This window comes from Shewanella sp. MSW, from assembly GCF_007636515.1.
Classification (GTDB): Bacteria; Pseudomonadota; Gammaproteobacteria; order Enterobacterales; family Shewanellaceae; genus Shewanella; species Shewanella indica.
In genome coordinates this window covers 164,236-180,719 of record NZ_LVDR01000001.1, presented here as the reverse complement: position 1 = coordinate 180,719, position 16,484 = coordinate 164,236, and the positions used below count along the sequence as shown (strand labels likewise).

Sequence of the window (16,484 nt, the reverse complement as noted above, 5' to 3'; positions counted from 1 at the left end):
CTATCAGCGAGCTAGATGCTTGTCTGAGTCCGGCGCACATTTGCGGAAGCTACTAACAAGTTCTGTGTCAGCTCATAAGCAAAGAAGGAAGCCATTTGGCTTCCTTCTTGACTCAGTGAAACAAGGCGTTTACTTGTATTTACGCATCACCAGGGTAGCGTTGGTGCCACCGAAACCGAAGCTATTGCTCATAACAGTGTTGAGCTCGGCGTCGCGGTATTCACGCACAATTGGCATACCTTCTGCGGCCTCGTCCAGGTTGTCGATATTGATTGATGGCGCGATAAAACCTTGTTCGAGCATCAACAAGCTGTATATAGCCTCATGAACACCGGCTGCGCCCAGGGCGTGGCCTGTCAGTGACTTGGTTGAGGCAATCGCCGGCATCTGGCCGTCGAAGACTTCACGCAGGGCTTCCAGCTCTCGCACATCACCGACAGGGGTAGAAGTGCCGTGAGTGTTAACGTAATCGATAGGTGTATCTACTGACTCCAGCGCCATCTTCATGCAACGCACCGCACCTTCGCCGCTTGGGGCTACCATGTCATAACCGTCAGATGAAGCGCCATAACCTATGACTTCAGCATAAATCTTGGCGCCGCGGGCCAGCGCGTGCTCCAGCTCCTCGACAATCACTATGCCGCCACCACCAGAGATAACAAAGCCATCACGGTCGGCATCATAGGTGCGGGAAGCCTTTTCCGGTGTGTCGTTATACTTGGTCGACAAGGCGCCCATAGCGTCAAAGCCCATGGTCAGGGTCCAATCGATCTCTTCCGCGCCGCCGGCAAAGACCATATCCTGTTTACCCATCTGGATCAGTTCCACCGCATGGCCGATACAATGCGCACTGGTGGCACAGGCTGAGCTGATGGAATAATTCATCCCTTTGATTTTGAAGGGCGTCGCCAGACAGGCACTGGCAGTAGAAGACATTATCCGCGGCACAATATAAGGACCCACGCGCTTGACGCCTTTAGCACGCAGGGTGTCAGCCGCCTGAACCTGGTTGGAAGACGAAGCGCCACCGGTACCAACAATGAGACCTACACGAGGATCTGAATACTGCTCTTCGGTCAGACTGCTGTCTTCAATAGCTTGCTGCATAGCCAAATAGGCGTAGGCTGCGGCATCCCCCATAAAACGCAACGCCTTGCGATCGATATGCTCGGCGGGATTGAGTTTGATGTCGCCCCAGACATGACTGCGCAGCTGCATCTCCTCAAACTGATCTGAGTGGGTGATACCACTGCGGCCAGCCTTGAGAGATTCTGTCACTTCTTGTTTGTTATTACCGATACTTGATACAACGCCAATTCCGGTGATCACGACTCTTTTCATGTTTTACTATCCATTCCGTACAATTCAGTACCTACTTTTGCTGACGCCATGTTAGCCGTTTTACAGCATTTAAGTGGTCAGCTTTCCGTAAACTTGGGTAAAATAATGCCGAACAAGGCCTCCAGAGTAAAAAATTGCCCGTGAAACAGGAACAACTTCGGCCATCCGGCAGTGAAAATACGCAAACTTGCAGTCAAAATCCCACATCTGTGGAAACAACACAAGCCCCGACGGCGACTCTTGCGCCCTACCAACAAATCCGTTTCGGTGACAAGCCCTTCGGGCGGCAAATTTGTCTGGCGGCGGTAGGCAGTGAAGCCCTGTTGCCGCTGCTGCAACTCTGGAGCCAACTACGACAGAATTATCCCAAGCTTGTGTTACAACTCTTGCTGTTTGCCGCCGATAAAGATTCCCGGGCAGAATCGCTCAAGGTCCTGCAAAGCAAACTGCCATTATGGCAGACCACCGAAGCTACGGCATTCGCCGAACATCAAACAAGCGCAGTAATGGCGCTTCTTGCCGAGCTGCAGGCAGGTAAACCTCTGGCAATCCCCGGCTGCCAACGTTTTGTGCTCGATGGTGGCAGGTTGACACTGGATCTCTACCTTGAATTTGACGCCACCTTGCTCAAAGAGTTGCCAGGGGTAAACCATAACGGCTGGATAGACAACTGGCTCTGGCTTGCAGAGTCCTTACCCTCTCAGGCAGCGGTCTGGCAGATGGCGCGCTTGGCTAAAGACTACGCCTCCTTGCTGTGCCTGCCAAGTAAGAGAAGCGCTCTTGCCTCTATTATGGTCAATAGCGGGCTCAATATAGTAGATTTTAACGGGCCGGCAGCACTGCTTTTGACTCAACAAACTGAGCTCGAGCCCATCGCCAAGGCAGAACGCCTTGCCTTGCGGCGCCAAAGCAATGCCAGACTGGCGCCCTGGCCGCTCTACCGGGAGCCCATGCTTGCAGATGATGAATCTATTGCCATTATTGGCGCCGGTGTGGCCGGCAGTCAGCTGGCATTGTCATTGGCAGAGCGCCAACAAGCCAGCCAGGTATTTTGCAGCGAGGATAACGCGGGTGAAAGTGCCAGCGGCAACCGACAAGGTGCACTATACCCGCTGTTGACGCCGGAAACATCAGAGCTCAACACCCTGTTCCAACAAGGTTTTCTCTTCAGTCGACGGCGGATAACCGCCCTGACTGCCGCCGGGTTCGATATCGCCCATGACTTTTGCGGTGTGTTACACACTGGCTATGATGAGCGAAGCCGCGCCCGCCTGGATAAGATTGCCGAGGGCCAAAACTGGCACCCGGATATTCTGCGCCGGGTCGACAGCTTTGAAGCTACTGAGCTTGCGGGATTGGATATAGAAGAAGATGGCCTTTTTTACCCTCTGGGTGGCTGGGTCTGCCCCAGAGCACTGTGCCGCGCCGCCATCCAATACGCCGTCGACTCGAGTTACTGTGACTTTCAACCCCGAACCCATATCAAGGCGATTTCAAGAGAGGATCACCTCTGGTGGTTAAGTGCTGCCGATGGTCGCCGCTTTGGGCCATTCAAGAAGCTGGTGTTGGCAAGCGGCGCTTCGCTGACGGCGCTGCCACAAACTTCGGCCCTACCCGCCTCACCTTTTCGCGGCCAGGTCAGTGAAGTTGCAACCCAAGGCGGGTTGGGAGCGCTTAAGGCAGTGCTGTGCGCCAAGGGATACCTCACTCCGGCCTGGGAGGGGATTCATTGCCTGGGAGCCAGTTATATCAAAGATCCCGAGCAGTTGGCCTACAGCGACGCCGAGCAGAGAGAAAACCTGCAAAAAATCGCCATGAGTTATCCGGATGCCGACTGGCACCGGGGGCTGGTGATGGGACAAGATGCCAGAGTAGGGGTGCGTATGGTCACCCGGGATCACTTTCCCATGTTGGGGCAAGCACCGGATGTCGGTGCACTAATGCAGGCTTATCAGCAACATCAGCACACACCCGAGAGTGCCCGCTACTGGCAACAGACACTGGCGCCTGTGCATCCCGGTCTTTATATTCTTGGTGGTTTGGGCTCACGCGGCCTCAGCACAGGTCCATTGGCGGCGGAAATTCTGGCATCAGAGCTTTGTCATCAACCCTTGCCGGTAGGCAGTACGCTGCTGCAGCGCCTTAATCCCAACCGGATGTGGATGCGCAAACTTATCAAGGGTAAAGCGCTTTAATATTGAATGAATTAACCAAGACATGCATGGGCAAACCGAGCTTAATAGAGGAAGCTCTTATCAAAGCCTCACTCAGAAACTATCGTATCCATGGATATTCTATATCCATTAGCCGACAGTATTGCCATTCTGGCATCGGCCACAGCTCGTCAAACCGTTTAAGTTGAATGGAACGCCCGTCCACGAATAACATTCCAAATGAACCAACACAGGTAATCAATCGAGATAAAAAATGCCGCTCAGCATAACTGAACGGCATTGTACTTTAAGACTGCTTTTGCAGATGCAGACTTAAACTATATTACAGTTCTTCAGCATTCTCAGACAGATAGGCAGCAACACCGTCTGGGCTGTCTTTCATGCCTTTCTTGCCTTTTTCCCAACCTGCCGGGCAAACTTCACCGTGCTCTTCGTGGAATTGCAGCGCATCGATCATACGCAGCATTTCATCGACGTTACGACCAAGAGGCAGATCGTTAACGACCTGGTGACGCACCATACCTTCTTTGTCGATCAGGAAAGAACCGCGGAAAGCCACACCGGCTTCTGGGTGTTCAACGTCGTAAGCCTTGCAGATGTCGTGGCGAACGTCGGCTACCAGAGTGTATTGAACCTGGCCGATACCGCCTTTTTCCACTGGGGTGTTACGCCATGCATTGTGAGTAAACTGAGAATCGATAGAAACACCGATCACTTCAACGCCACGCTTCTTGAACTCTTCCATGCGGTGATCGAAAGCGATCAGCTCAGATGGGCACACGAAGGTGAAATCCAGTGGGTAGAAGAACACTACCGCAGGCTTGCCTTTGATTGCTGCAGTCAGGTTGAAGCTGTCAACAATTTCGCCAGAACCCAGAACAGCTGCTGCAGTAAAGTCCGGAGCCGGACGGCCTACTAATACGCTCATTTTATACCTCCATCTATGGATTGAGCTGTGAATAAAACAGAATCCGTTTTAACTACAGGCCATTATAAGAGGTGCCATGCACCTGACAACCTATTTAGGATCAATATCACGCTTTTGCCCCAAATTAAGGCTTGTCTGGATAAGAAATCGGCAAGTGTGCGGTCACGGCAACAACCTGGCTCACAAAGCGATTCAATAACCTCAGGATCCAGTTCACAAAGGCAGTTTTTTTGCCGCAAACACTGATTGCAGCTGGACATCCAAGCCCCCCCAGTCAAAAATAGCCCCTTTGTTTAGCGAATAAGACTTTACTATGAACGCAGTTGTGATTGCCGTCTGTCTGATGCTCGCTCTCAGCCTGGCCCGGGTCAATGTGGTGATCGCCTTGACGATCAGCGCCCTGGTCGCCGGCTTGATGGGAGGACTGGACATCCACCAGACCATAGAGGCATTCAATACCGGCCTGGGCGGTGGTGCCCAGATAGCCCTGAGTTATGCCCTGCTCGGCGCCTTTGCCGTGGCCCTGTCACATTCCGGGCTGACCACTTTGATTTCCACTACAGTGATCAAGGCTCTTGGCAAGGATCCCAATAGTCAAAACCTCAAGTGGGTTCGCAGCCTGTTGCTGCTGTCGCTGCTGGCCATGGCTATCAGCTCACAAAATATTCTGCCTATCCATATCGCCTTTATCCCCATTCTGGTGCCGCCCCTCTTGCATCTGATGTCCAAACTCAAGCTGGACAGGCGTTTGGTTGCCTGTGTTATCACTTTCGGTCTGGTCACCACTTATATGGTGTTACCGGTTGGCTTTGGCGGCATATTTCTAAACGACATACTACTGGCAAACCTACAGTCCAACGGCTTAGAGGCTCAATCCGGGGACATTCCCCAAGCCATGCTCATCCCGGCCGCCGGTATGTTGACCGGGCTGCTGACGGCCGTGTTTATCAGCTATCGCAAGCCAAGAGAATACCGGGAAGAGCAGATCCTCTCCGCCGAACCGGAAACCGGCCTCAGCAAGCGCAACATCTTCATTGCCGTGCTGGCTATTCTAGCGACTCTGCTGGTGCAGCTGCAGACAGATTCGATGATCTTCGGCGCGCTGGTCGGCTTTATGATCTTCTCATTCAGCGGCGCGCTCAAACATGTGGCCGATGAAGATATCTTTAACCAAGGTGTGCGCATGATGGCCAACATAGGCTTTATCATGATAGCCGCCGCCGGTTTCGCCGCCGTGGTCAAACAAACCGGTGAAGTACTGACTCTGGTGAGTGCCATAGGTGAGTTGATTGGTGACAACAAGGGCCTGGGCGCACTATTGATGCTGGTGGTGGGCCTGTTGATCACCATGGGTATTGGCTCATCTTTCTCGACCATCCCCATTATTGCCACCATCTATGTGCCACTGGCGCTGAACTTTGGTTTCTCTGTGCCTGCGGTTATCGCCCTGGTCGGCACCGCCGCGGCGCTTGGGGATGCCGGCTCACCGGCATCGGACTCAACCCTCGGCCCCACCGCCGGCCTGAATGCCGATGGTCAGCACGACCATATCCGCGATAGCGTGATCCCAACCTTTATTCACTACAATATCCCGCTGCTGATCTTCGGCTGGATTGCCGCCATGGTACTCTAAGCACTGCCTTGGGGAGTGATAACCCTGAATACAAAAAGCCAGTCTGTATCAGACTGGCTTTTTTGCTTTAGCGGCCGGCTTTACAAGCCGGGACTTAGCTTATCGGCGCTGTTTCAGGCCTGAGTTTCTTCTATCAAGCGGTTACCTGAGCCTATCTCAATTTTGCGCGGTTTCATGGCTTCAGGGATCTCACGCACCAAATCTATATTGAGCAGACCGTGTTCCAGATGGGCGCCTTCGACGGTCACATAATCGGCCAACTGGAAGGTACGTTCAAAGCCGCGCTCGGCAATGCCCTGATACAGGTATTTACGCTCCGGGGCCTGTTCGCCCTTGGTGCCTTTCACCAACAGCTTTTCACCCTCGCTGGTGATCTCCAGCTCATCCATGGCAAAGCCTGCAACCGCCATGGTGATCCGGTAACGGTTCTCACCCAGGAGTTCGATATTGTATGGAGGGTAACCGGCATTGCCATTGTTGGCGGCGGCATGTTCGGCCAAACGGGCCAAACGATCAAAACCGATAGCGCTGCGGTAAAGGGGAGTCAAATCATAGTTACGCATAGTCATATCCTCATAGATTAAGCAATATGTAGTGTCGGGCCGAATCATCGCACCTTAGGTTTCACTGGCCGCCCAATGGCACGGCCTTTCATTTATCGGTCAAGGCACTTTCCCTGCCGACACTCAATAGATAAGGTCGGGCAAAAGTATTTCAAGTGTCGGTAGAATTAATTGATTAAAAATCACTCAAAGCCACATGGCTGCCCTGCTCTTTTGCCACAAAAAAGCAGCCCCGAAGGGCTGCCTGTAAAGTGACTTAAAGTGCTATTTACTGAGGCACTTCACAACCCAGTGGGCTGTTGGAGTTTTCATAAACGATATCGCCTACCGGCTCGTAATCAACGGCCTTGATGCTTTGTTTCTCTTTCAGGAAGCTGTAGAAGACTTCGGCATCAACATAGCCAGTTTGTACCGGATCCAGCTTGGGATAGCCGTCACCGCCCGCTGCGTTGAAGCTGGGTACAGTGAAGGTGTAGCTATCTGTTGCGCTGTAATCCTTGCCGCTGACTTCGCTGATAGCGACCGACTTGGCCTGACAGTCAACTGTCATTTTCACGCCCGTTATCTGGGCATAAGCCCCTGAACCGCGCTGCATGGTAGCCACTACACCCAGATAATCGCTGAGCTCGGCACCTGTCATAGTGCTCAGGGTTATCATGTTACCGAAAGGCTGCACTGTCAGGACATCACGGTAGCTGATATCACCGGCGGCGATAGAGTCACGTACACCACCCGAGTTCATCACGCCGATATCGGCATTTACCTTGGTGGCCTGCGCCATGGCGAGCAAACGGCCCAGGTTGGTCTGCTGACCACGAACCACGCCGCGATCGCCTTCCAGTTTGCCATCGGTAGTGGCGATGATTTCGCCCAGTTTTTCACTACCCTTGTCCTGATATTGCTGCAGTACAGCCTTCACTGTGGTATCGGCAGGGATCGGCTCACCGGCCAGTTCCTCTGTCTTCTTGCCTTCTGCATCCAGTTTTCTCAGGTTGACCGGGATCAGCTTGTAGCTGGCCAGGTGCAGTTTGCCGCCATAATATTCAAAATCGGCGCGGCCAACATATTTACCCCACTCATGGGCCTGCATGATCCAGGTGCCTTTGTGCTGATCAGGAAGGCAATCATCACCGGGTTTGAAGTCGGCATAGCTCTGACTACCGGGTTCCATACAAACGGGATTCTGTGAGTGGCCACCTATGATGACCTGCAGCTGTCCCTCTTCCAGGGCGCGAGCCATGGCCACGTCACCCGGGGCATTGCTGCCGTTTTGGCCATCGGCATAGTGCCCCATGTGAGTGGTTGCCACTATGATGTCGGCGGCTTTGTTATCATTGATCTCTTTGATGACCTTTTTGATCTCTTCTTTGGGATCAGTAAACTCAAGCTCGCCGATAAACTCAGGGTTACCTATCTTGCGGGTATCTTCTGTGGTCAAACCTATGACAGCCACTTTAAGACCTTTAACATCGAAAACCTTGTAAGGCTCGAAGTAACGACTGCCATCTTTTTTGTAGATGTTGGCAGCCAGCATAGGAAACTCGGCGAGCTCGCGCTGCATATCCAACACACTCAGTGGGTTATCAAACTCGTGGTTACCCACGGCCATGGCGTCATAGCCAATCAAGTTCATGCCGATAAAGTCAGGCTCGGCATTTTGCAGATCCGACTCAGGCACACCTGTGTTGATATCACCACCTGAGAGCAACAGAGCCTGGCCGCCGTTGCTTTCCACTTCGTTGCGTAAGCGCTCAACCAGCGTCTTACGGGCTGCCATACCATACTCACCGTCACTGTTTTCCCAGAAGCGGCCATGGTTGTCATTGGTGTGTAAAATGGTGAACTTGGTGCAGTTATCGGCGCCGCAGACTTCCGGTGCCGGATCCTTGTCATCACTGTTACAACCGGCGAGAGCAGCCAGAATGGCTGTCGCCAAAAGTCCTTTCATCAGTTTATTAGACATTGTTAAATCAACCCCATGTTTTTATTTATTTTTACCATCATCATTAATAAGCGGAGAAGCGAACTTCCCTCGCCCGACATACTAGCAAGATTAAGTCAAAAACATGTCACTTTTATTAACAAACAGGAGTTAAATGCATGATTTTAAGGCGGGAAATAACACAAACTGTTCACAATTTAGAATAGGCTTCCAGGGAGCTCTCATACTTTAGCGTATTCTGCTGCTGATATTAAAGTGCACTTGGCACACAATAAAACCTATCGCACTGATATATATGAAAATAACTAAAGTATTAGCAGCGGCAGGCTATTGTTTGATAATGGAAACACCCCCTGAAAGGCCGTTTCCATTATGGGACGACTTATTTTTCAATAAATTAAAACTGGATATTAGGAAAGTGTGAACAAGTTCCACCTGTACTCTGCGTTATCCGGCCCAGTCAAACCCCAGGTATGCCTTCAGGCAGTAGCTTTGAATGCCAATTCTGTGTCAGCCACTCTCTCAATAAGGACGTCGCTAGAACTTATTCGTACCTTCCCTAATTCAAACGCGCCTGCAGCCACTGACTGATGAGATTCAGCTCTTGCGGCACCACGCCGTGCGCCATTGGGAATGTATGCCATTCGAGCCGATATCCTCCCAGCTCAAGCGCTTCTTTGGCCATACGTCCGGCACTGAGAGCAACCACATCATCCTGCTCTCCATGACACTGCAAGATTGGTGTATCACGGTTGGCGCTGCTCAAGTCTTCCGGCAGCTGCTCACCCCCCGGCAAATAACAGGACAGCGCCATAATACCGGCCAACGCTTCGGGGTAGCGCAGTGCGGTAAAGAGGCTCATCACCCCACCTTGGCTGAAGCCGGCAAGCACAATGCGGTTGGCGGCAATGCCCTGGGCGACTTGCTGCTCTATGAGTTGTCGAACCAAACGCTCGGATTGCAGTACCCCAGCCATATCGGCTCTGTCATGGAGATTGAGGCTCTTGATGTCATACCAGGCGCGCATCACATAGCCACCATTGACAGTGACAGCCTGCTCCGGCGCATGTGGAAACACAAAGCGTATTGAGTGATCGGCCGGCAGTCCCAATGCCGGCACCACAGGGGCAAAGCCGTCACCCGAGTCACCCAAACCATGCAACCAGATAACGCAGGCGGTGGCCGGCTCCCGGGGTTCAATAACAACGGCGTCCAGGGTAGTTGACGACATAACAACATCCTTCTTGATAGGCAAAAATGTGACCGACATCATATCAGGCTAATAATTCCTTGCCAGCACCATTCTAAAAATTCGAATAAAAACACGTGTATTTCGCGCTTTACCCATAAATAACCACCACCTAGACTGAAATGCGAGCCATAGGGCAAAGCGGTTAAAGGAGCGAAAAATGGGATTATTGCAGCAGGGCAAATGGGTCGACCAGTGGTATCAGACAGACAAAAGCGGCGGCAAGTTCGTCCGTGAAGATGCCAAGCTGCGAAACTGGATCACCCCGGATGGTAGCCCGGGCCCCAGTGGTCAAGGTGGATTCAAGGCCGAACCGGGCCGCTACCATCTCTATGTTTCACTCGCTTGCCCCTGGGCCCACAGAACCTTGATATTTCGCGCCTTGAAGGGATTGGAGGCGCTTATCTCAATGACTGTGGTCGAGCCCCATATGTTGGAAAATGGTTGGGAATTTGCCACAGAGGCGGGCCCCAAGGGCGGCCACCCTATCCAGGGCGCCGAGCAAGACCCTTTGTTTGGCAAAGCATTCCTCTACCAAATTTACCAGCTCGCCGCGGCCGATTATAGCGGTCGGGTGACAGTACCTGTCTTGTGGGACAAACATCATCAGACCATAGTCAGTAATGAATCGTCGGAAATCATCCGTATGTTCAACTCTGCCTTCGATCATCTGACCGGCAATAACCTGGACTTTTACCCGCCCCATCTGAGAGAGGAGATAGATACGCTCAACGAGTTCATCTATCCCAATATCAATAACGGGGTTTACCGGGCCGGTTTTGCCACCTCACAACAAGCCTATCAAGAGGCCTTTGAGCAGCTGTTCAGTGCCCTTGACAGATTGGAGTTGCAATTGAGTGAGCGCCGCTTTCTCACCGGCTCACAACTCACTGAGGCCGACTGGCGCTTGTTTACCACCTTAATCCGTTTCGATGCTGTCTATGTGGGTCACTTCAAGACCAATAAACGCCGTATTGAAGACTACCCGGCGCTGAGCCAATACCTGCGCGATCTGTATCAGTACCCCGGTATTGCCGCCACGGTCAACTTTGAACATATCAAGCAGCACTACTACTACAGCCATGGACAGATAAACCCCAGTCGCATCGTGCCCCAGGGCCCCGAGTTAGACTATCAGCGCAGCCATCAACGCCACAGACTGGAATAGTAAATCACTCGGGCGTCAGGCCGTAAAAGTCTGCCAGTTGCTCGAGCTGTTCATCGGAGTCGAGCCGCAACTGCCAACGCACGGCGCCGGCATCGGCCAGCAGAATGCAAGGGCCTTTGAGCAAACGGATATCGTCGCTCAGCGCCATCAACACTGTCTGCATGGCCGGCAAACGAACTTGCAGCTCATTGGGGCTCAGCAGCAATCGCCCCTGCTCGCAGTTAATTTTCATCCCCTCTCCTCCCAATGGTTTCTCAATCAAAAACGCCCGCTAAAGCGGGCGTTTTCAGTTAAGGCCAAACTCAGTGCTGATGACCACCGACGCCATGGGCATGACCATGAGCTATCTCTTCATGGCTGGCTTCACGGGCTGAGACCACTTCAATATCAAAGGTCAGCTCGCGACCGGCCAATGGGTGATTGATGTCCACAGTGGCCATAAACTTGCCCACCTTGACCACAGTCACTTGACGCTGACCTTGATCTGTATTGACGACCGCGCGCATGCCAGGCTTCCATACTTTGGCGCCCATCAGGTGTTTTACCGATACGCGCTGCTCAGCGCCTTCAACCCGCTCACCGTAAGTTTCAGAGGCTGGCAAGGTCACACTGAACTTGGCACCTATCTCTTTGCCTTCAATGGCTTTCTCGACTCCGGGCATCATGTTGTCATGGCCATGCAGATAGGCGATGGGATCGTGCCCCTCGTTGGTTTCCAGCACTTCACCCTTTTCATCGCGCAGTGTGTAATTGAACTGCACCACCATATCTTCTTTAACGCTCATTCTGAGTCCTCAGTATTCATGATTCCGGCGCAGCTTAACAAAACTGTCGCCTGCACTCCACTGCTTTGGATTAACGCCCAGCGCCCGGCACTATCGCCAGATGCTCGAGTCGCTCCAGCACCTGGTGGTTTTTCAATGCCAACTGACAAACACCACCATCAATTTGATGCTTAACAGAGCAATCCACACTCCAGCTGCGCAGCAGATATCCAGCCAAGGCCGCATTGCTGGCCACCTTGAGTTCGCCATCCTCCATACGATAGTCGAGCATAATCGCCTCCGGGTGTTTCAGGCTCGGATGGGGAACCAACACCAGTTCCACCGGCGTCAACCAGTTGTTGTCGGCTGCCGGTTGCTCCTTGGGCAAGGGAGAGCCTTCAAGTTCTCTGGCCTGCTTGATACGGGTCACCACAAAGTCGTTGAACTTGCCATGCAGTCTGTCAAATGCCCGCACATGCCAGCGCTGACCGTTGTTGACCAGGGCATGGGGCACTATTTCACGAAAAGTTTCGCCGCTTGAGGTGGAGACATATTGCAGCGCCAGCGCCAGCCCTTGTTGAATCGAGCGCATCAGCGCCGCGATAATCTCGGTATCCGGATGAATAAGCCGCACCGCATCGAAACAGACCTGGCTGGGCACCAGGGGCTGTGACAAACCATCTCCAAAGCCACGGGCCAACCCCGAGAGAATGGCTTCAGGATCGTGATGAAACAAGGGCTTGAATTCATGCTGGCGCTGATAATGACGGCTGGGATGCATCAGCTTAAGATTCTGTGGCGCCAGCTCGCGATAGAGGCTGAAGTCGCGGGTGGCGGCCGCCAATCCGGTGGCAAACTTGGCAATCAGATCCTGACGACTGACCTGACCAAAATATTGCAAACTGAAATCGATAAAGGCCAGACGCTGACGCTGGCCGTGACTCAACTTGTCTATGTTGCTCATCTCGCTGCGCATATCATTCCCTGAGTTCAAATCGGTGCGGGAAAACGCCAAACTCTGTTGCCTGCATTATCCGGGCAGTTGCTTGGCGCCTTTATAAACTAACATTAGCCAATCCCTTGGCTACCGGCAATCATTTTGATTAGCAGAACTAGAGTCCCAGGGCTTTAAAGGTTTCGGCAGAAGGGAAACCGTCGGCCACCAAGCCTTTGCTGAGCTGAAACGCCTGTAAACTGGCGCGGGAGTTACGCCCGAGAATACCGTCCGGCTTTCCGGCATCAAACCCCTGCTCATTGAGCTTTTGCTGCAGTGCCTTTATCTGAGCGCGGCTCAAGCGGGTTTGCTGCGGCGGTGCTTTGGCAAGCCGACCGGCGCCACTTATTCTGTCGGCCAAATGGCCTACTGAGATGGCATAAAACTCAGAACGGTTCCAACGCTGGATCACCTGGAAATTATCGTAGCCGAGAAACGCAGGTCCCTCGTGCCCGGCGGGCAGATAGAGTCTGGCTTCCATCTGGGCCTGTGGCAGCACCTTGCCATTGCTCTGGGTCAACCCCAGCGCCTGCCAGTCAGCGAGAGACTTTTTCTGCCCCAGATGCTGATAATCAAATGATTCAGGTAAGCGAACCTCCCTGCCCCAGCGTTCGTTGCGCTGCCACCCCAGGTGAGCAAGAAAGTTTGCCGCCGAAGTCAGGGCATCGTCTATGCTGTTCCAGAGATCCGCCTTGCCGTCACCGTCACCATCGACGGCATAACTGGCATAAGCACTGGGCATAAACTGGGTGTGTCCCATGGCCCCGGCCCAGGAGCCTTGCATATCGGCCGCAGCAAAACCATATTTCTGGCTCAGCTTCAACGCTGTCATCAACTCCTGGGTAAAAAAGCCCGAACGGCGGGAGTCGCAGGCCAGGGTTGCCAGCGAATCCAACACCGGCATCTTGCCCTTGTACCCCCCGTAATTAGTCTCCATGCCCCAGAAAGACAAGAGATATTGCGGCGGCACACCGTACTCGCGCTTGAGCTTATCCAGCAGCGCTTTGTGTTCAACCAGCAGTTCCCTGCCCTTGGAAACCCGCCAATCTGTTACCCGCTTATCGAAATAGTTGGCAAATGTCTGGGTAAACTCGGGCTGACTGCGATCCAGCTCTATCACTCTGGGGACAAACTTGAGTTGCTTAAGATGTGAGTCGATGGTCTGTTGACTGATCCCCTCTTTCAGGGCCTTGTCCTGCATCGCCACAATACACTGAGGAAAAGCCGCTTCTCCGGCCTTTATCAGGGCTTCTACAGGATCCTCATTCTGGGGGGCTGCCAGCGTTTGCGTGGCCAACAGCAGGGGAAACCAGGATAATACTCTGAACACCTTCCGACTCCTTAAAAGATTAAACACCCCATCGAGTTCCATCCTAACCAGTCGCTCAGCGTTTTTTAAGCCCCGCAGGCATAATTCCCTGTCGTTGAGTCGATTTTTAAGCATTTATTCCTGTTTGTTCATCTGAGGTTAAGATTCACTTGGACTCCAGTGCTTATGCCGTATAATGGCGCCACTAACCCTTGCTCAAGAGAGAGATCATGACTGATTTAGCGCCGGCACTGAGCCAATTTATCGATAACGTCAAAGCGCACCAGCAGGTGTGGGGCTTGCAGGACGACTCCGGCGAAGGCTGGGTGGTGTGTGATTCCAGCGAATATGAAGACACAGATGTCATGCCTTTATGGTCTGATCAGGCAGTGGCCCAAAGCCATTGCACCGAGGAGTGGGTCAACTTCGCACCGGTAGCGATTTCACTGGAAGAGCTGCTGGAGTTCTGGATTGAAGATCTCAACGAAGATGGCGTATTGATTGGTATCGATTGGCGCGCAGAGCAGGAATGTCCCGAAGTTGAGCCGGTAGAGCTGGCCAAGTTCCTGGTGGACGTGGAAGCCGAATAAGCTTTATCAGGTCGGGAGTCACCAAGACTCCCGACTTCTTTTAAGACTCAGAGCAGCATCTGCACAACCCTATGCCCTGTCCCATGGTCGACATCCCCTTTAATTGCCGTCACAGCTGCTGGTTTTGTGCCGAGCCCTGCGAGCACATTTTCACCTTTGAAGCCTCCCCCCATGCAGAGCATGCCTCGCTGAGCGTGCCCGCCTGTAAGGAGTGCCTGACGCTGGCCCGCCAAAATCCTCTCACCTCGATATACGAGTGCCGTATCGCAGTTAAAGATGCATTGATGAAGCGCTACGCTAAACATCTGGCCATAGGGCTGAATTGGACCCGTGAAGAGCTGGAAGAATCTGAGTTTTCCTGCAAAATTCTTGGCGGTTTTAAACGCAGCGCCTGGTTTATGTATGAAGTGGCCAGAGACAGGATCAATGCCAAGGGCTGGCCCCTGTGCATCGAGGGAGTTCCGCTGAGCGACGAAACCCCAAATACCGGGTTTGACTTCGATGGCTTGCACTACAGCTCAGTGTTTGCCGCCATAGAGCACTACGCCAAAAACTTTGCACTGGATAAAGACTTTCTGCAGGCCTTGACCGCCATCTGCGGCCGCGACAGATTTGCCTTCGCCGTGCGCCTGGCCAGGCTCAACATCGCCGCAGACAAACGCACCAAAAAGCAACTTATCCGCGAACTGGAGCAGGAAAACAGCCGTTAATCAGCCCAGCTGGCGAATTCTGTCCTGCACGGCTTCCACCAACAGATCCGGCTGGAACTTGGAAATAAAACGATCGCAGCCCACCTTTTCTACCATCGCCTTATTGAAACTGCCGCTGAGGGAGGTATTGAGGGTAATAAAAAGATCGGCCATCCGCTTGTCATTACGCACCTCATAGGTAAGACGGTAACCGTCCATTTCGGGCATTTCAGCGTCGGTGATCATCATCAAAATCTGCTCTGTCACCTTGAGCCCCTGATCGCACCAGGACTTAAGCAGCGCCAGCGCCTCGCGGCCATCACTGCGTTCAATCACTTCAAGCCCCAGCTGCCCCAAAGTATCGCGCACCTGGCGTCTGGCGGTGGGCGAATCGTCAACAATTAAAATCTTGTGTCCCGGCATCTTGGCCACCAAGGATTCATCCAACACACCTTCTGAGAGACGCACGTCATAGTGGATGATTTCCGCCAGTACCTTTTCCACATCGATAATCGACACCAACTCAGTTTTACCCTGGGTTTCCATCCGAGTGATGGCTGTAAGGTAATGATTGCGGCCGGCGGTTTTCGGCGGTGGCATGATATCGCCCCAGGTCATGTTGACTATATGCTCAACCTTGCCCACCAGAAACCCCTGCACACTACGGTTGTATTCTGTGATGATAAGGTTAGCGTCTTCGCCCACAGGCATGGGCGAGAAACCTATAGCGCTGCGCAGATTGATAACGGGAATCGAAACGCCACGGATATTGGCGACACCACTGATGGCTGGGTGGCTGCCTGGCATGGTCGAGAGTTCCGGCAGTTTCACTACCTCTTTAACTTTAAAAACATTGATGGCAAACAGCTGAGTCGAACTGATCCTGAACAGCAGTAACTCCAGCCGATTCTCTCCGACGAGTTGGGTTCGTTGATCTACTGATTCCAATACATTTGCCATAACAACTACTTGTCCAATTCTACTGCTGAATATTACGTCGATTATAGTGGTAAAGCGGCGGAACAAACCATGCTTCAGGGCAAATTTAGGCTAAATTGTCTTAAATGATATGCACTTGGCTACTGTTATATCCGTTACAAACATCTGCCTTCATAGAGTTAAGCTGGGCTACAGCAAAAG

General features: G+C 52.7%; 15 protein-coding genes. 5 read left to right on the top strand and 10 right to left on the bottom strand.

The annotated features are described in order from the left end of the window. Nucleotides 1-129 precede the first annotated feature (129 nt). Nucleotides 130-1,341, bottom strand: a complete 1,212-nt coding sequence (fabB, locus tag AYI96_RS00760; RefSeq protein ID WP_071475898.1) for a beta-ketoacyl-ACP synthase I — start codon at nucleotides 1,339-1,341, stop codon at nucleotides 130-132. Between the two features lie 209 nt (nucleotides 1,342-1,550). On the opposite strand from fabB, the gene mnmC reads away from it, so the two are divergent. Continuing rightward, nucleotides 1,551-3,536, top strand: a complete 1,986-nt coding sequence (gene mnmC, locus AYI96_RS00755; RefSeq protein WP_144360792.1) for an FAD-dependent 5-carboxymethylaminomethyl-2-thiouridine(34) oxidoreductase MnmC — start codon at nucleotides 1,551-1,553, stop codon at nucleotides 3,534-3,536. Nucleotides 3,537-3,837: 301 nt separating this feature from the next. On the opposite strand, the gene AYI96_RS00750 is transcribed toward mnmC, so the two are convergent. Beyond that, nucleotides 3,838-4,443 carry a peroxiredoxin gene (locus tag AYI96_RS00750; protein WP_025009505.1) on the bottom strand — a complete coding sequence of 202 codons (606 nt, stop codon included), beginning with the start codon at nucleotides 4,441-4,443 and terminating at the stop codon, nucleotides 3,838-3,840. A gap of 313 nt (nucleotides 4,444-4,756) precedes the next feature. On the opposite strand from AYI96_RS00750, the gene AYI96_RS00745 reads away from it, so the two are divergent. After that, on the top strand, nucleotides 4,757-6,076 hold the full coding sequence (locus AYI96_RS00745) for a Na+/H+ antiporter family protein (RefSeq protein WP_144360791.1): 1,320 nt from the start codon (nucleotides 4,757-4,759) through the stop codon (nucleotides 6,074-6,076). Nucleotides 6,077-6,189: 113 nt separating this feature from the next. Here the strand turns inward: AYI96_RS00745 and AYI96_RS00740 are convergent, their stop codons facing one another. From AYI96_RS00740 to AYI96_RS00730, 3 genes are all read right to left on the bottom strand, one after another. Then, nucleotides 6,190-6,639, bottom strand: coding sequence for an Hsp20 family protein (locus tag AYI96_RS00740; protein ID WP_028779347.1), 450 nt, complete (start codon nucleotides 6,637-6,639; stop codon nucleotides 6,190-6,192). A gap of 268 nt (nucleotides 6,640-6,907) precedes the next feature. Beyond that, nucleotides 6,908-8,602: a bifunctional UDP-sugar hydrolase/5'-nucleotidase UshA gene (gene ushA / locus AYI96_RS00735; protein WP_101096733.1), complete on the bottom strand. Its 1,695-nt coding sequence runs from the start codon at nucleotides 8,600-8,602 to the stop codon at nucleotides 6,908-6,910. A gap of 538 nt (nucleotides 8,603-9,140) precedes the next feature. Beyond that, nucleotides 9,141-9,812 (bottom strand): alpha/beta hydrolase, encoded by a 672-nt coding sequence (locus tag AYI96_RS00730; RefSeq protein WP_144360790.1) that lies wholly within the window; start codon nucleotides 9,810-9,812, stop codon nucleotides 9,141-9,143. A gap of 178 nt (nucleotides 9,813-9,990) precedes the next feature. Here AYI96_RS00730 and AYI96_RS00725 point away from each other — a divergent pair, with 178 nt between their 5' ends. Next, the gene (locus AYI96_RS00725; RefSeq protein ID WP_039036158.1) at nucleotides 9,991-10,998 is read left to right on the top strand and encodes a glutathione S-transferase family protein; all 1,008 of its coding nucleotides are present in this window, start codon (nucleotides 9,991-9,993) and stop codon (nucleotides 10,996-10,998) included. 4 nt (nucleotides 10,999-11,002) lie between these two features. On the opposite strand, the gene AYI96_RS00720 is transcribed toward AYI96_RS00725, so the two are convergent. The 4 genes from AYI96_RS00720 to AYI96_RS00705 all read right to left on the bottom strand — a co-directional run bounded on the left by AYI96_RS00720 (nucleotide 11,003) and on the right by AYI96_RS00705 (nucleotide 14,086). Next, a complete protein-coding gene (locus AYI96_RS00720) occupies nucleotides 11,003-11,230 on the bottom strand; it encodes a DUF3389 family protein (RefSeq protein WP_039036157.1) in 228 nt (75 codons plus the stop codon). Between the two features lie 70 nt (nucleotides 11,231-11,300). Next, nucleotides 11,301-11,783: a peptidylprolyl isomerase gene (locus AYI96_RS00715; RefSeq protein WP_039032870.1), complete on the bottom strand. Its 483-nt coding sequence runs from the start codon at nucleotides 11,781-11,783 to the stop codon at nucleotides 11,301-11,303. Nucleotides 11,784-11,853: 70 nt separating this feature from the next. Further along, the gene (locus AYI96_RS00710) at nucleotides 11,854-12,738 is read right to left on the bottom strand and encodes a WYL domain-containing protein (protein WP_260852920.1); all 885 of its coding nucleotides are present in this window, start codon (nucleotides 12,736-12,738) and stop codon (nucleotides 11,854-11,856) included. A 136-nt stretch (nucleotides 12,739-12,874) separates the two neighbouring features. Further along, entirely contained in the window at nucleotides 12,875-14,086 is a 1,212-nt protein-coding gene (locus AYI96_RS00705) for a lytic murein transglycosylase (protein ID WP_409928932.1), read from the bottom strand. Nucleotides 14,087-14,295: 209 nt separating this feature from the next. Here AYI96_RS00705 and AYI96_RS00700 point away from each other — a divergent pair, with 209 nt between their 5' ends. Together AYI96_RS00700 and AYI96_RS00695 are read left to right on the top strand one after the other, a co-directional pair. Then, a complete protein-coding gene (locus AYI96_RS00700; RefSeq protein WP_039032869.1) occupies nucleotides 14,296-14,655 on the top strand; it encodes a DUF2750 domain-containing protein in 360 nt (119 codons plus the stop codon). 71 nt (nucleotides 14,656-14,726) lie between these two features. Then, complete coding sequence (locus AYI96_RS00695; protein WP_144360789.1) at nucleotides 14,727-15,365, top strand: hypothetical protein; 639 nt, start codon at nucleotides 14,727-14,729, stop codon at nucleotides 15,363-15,365. Here AYI96_RS00695 and AYI96_RS00690 read toward each other — a convergent pair whose 3' ends face one another. Beyond that, complete coding sequence (locus AYI96_RS00690) at nucleotides 15,366-16,304, bottom strand: chemotaxis protein CheV (protein WP_071475902.1); 939 nt, start codon at nucleotides 16,302-16,304, stop codon at nucleotides 15,366-15,368. Between the last annotated feature and the right edge of the window lie 180 nt (nucleotides 16,305-16,484).

Excerpts from the sequence above, each read along its gene's own strand:
- AYI96_RS00720 (WP_039036157.1), bottom strand. The coding sequence starts at position 11,230 with ATGAAAATTAACTGCGAGCAGGGGCGATTGCTGCTGAGCCCCAATGAG.
- AYI96_RS00700 (WP_039032869.1), top strand. The coding sequence starts at position 14,296 with ATGACTGATTTAGCGCCGGCACTGAGCCAATTTATCGATAACGTCAAA.
- AYI96_RS00730 (WP_144360790.1), bottom strand. The coding sequence starts at position 9,812 with ATGTCGTCAACTACCCTGGACGCCGTTGTTATTGAACCCCGGGAGCCG.
- AYI96_RS00750 (WP_025009505.1), bottom strand. The coding sequence starts at position 4,443 with ATGAGCGTATTAGTAGGCCGTCCGGCTCCGGACTTTACTGCAGCAGCT.
- AYI96_RS00690 (WP_071475902.1), bottom strand. The coding sequence starts at position 16,304 with ATGGCAAATGTATTGGAATCAGTAGATCAACGAACCCAACTCGTCGGA.
- AYI96_RS00715 (WP_039032870.1), bottom strand. The coding sequence starts at position 11,783 with ATGAGCGTTAAAGAAGATATGGTGGTGCAGTTCAATTACACACTGCGC.
- ushA (WP_101096733.1), bottom strand. The coding sequence starts at position 8,602 with ATGTCTAATAAACTGATGAAAGGACTTTTGGCGACAGCCATTCTGGCT.
- AYI96_RS00725 (WP_039036158.1), top strand. The coding sequence starts at position 9,991 with ATGGGATTATTGCAGCAGGGCAAATGGGTCGACCAGTGGTATCAGACA.
- AYI96_RS00745 (WP_144360791.1), top strand. The coding sequence starts at position 4,757 with ATGAACGCAGTTGTGATTGCCGTCTGTCTGATGCTCGCTCTCAGCCTG.
- AYI96_RS00710 (WP_260852920.1), bottom strand. The coding sequence starts at position 12,738 with ATGCGCAGCGAGATGAGCAACATAGACAAGTTGAGTCACGGCCAGCGT.
- AYI96_RS00740 (WP_028779347.1), bottom strand. The coding sequence starts at position 6,639 with ATGCGTAACTATGATTTGACTCCCCTTTACCGCAGCGCTATCGGTTTT.
- AYI96_RS00695 (WP_144360789.1), top strand. The coding sequence starts at position 14,727 with ATGCCCTGTCCCATGGTCGACATCCCCTTTAATTGCCGTCACAGCTGC.
- fabB (WP_071475898.1), bottom strand. The coding sequence starts at position 1,341 with ATGAAAAGAGTCGTGATCACCGGAATTGGCGTTGTATCAAGTATCGGT.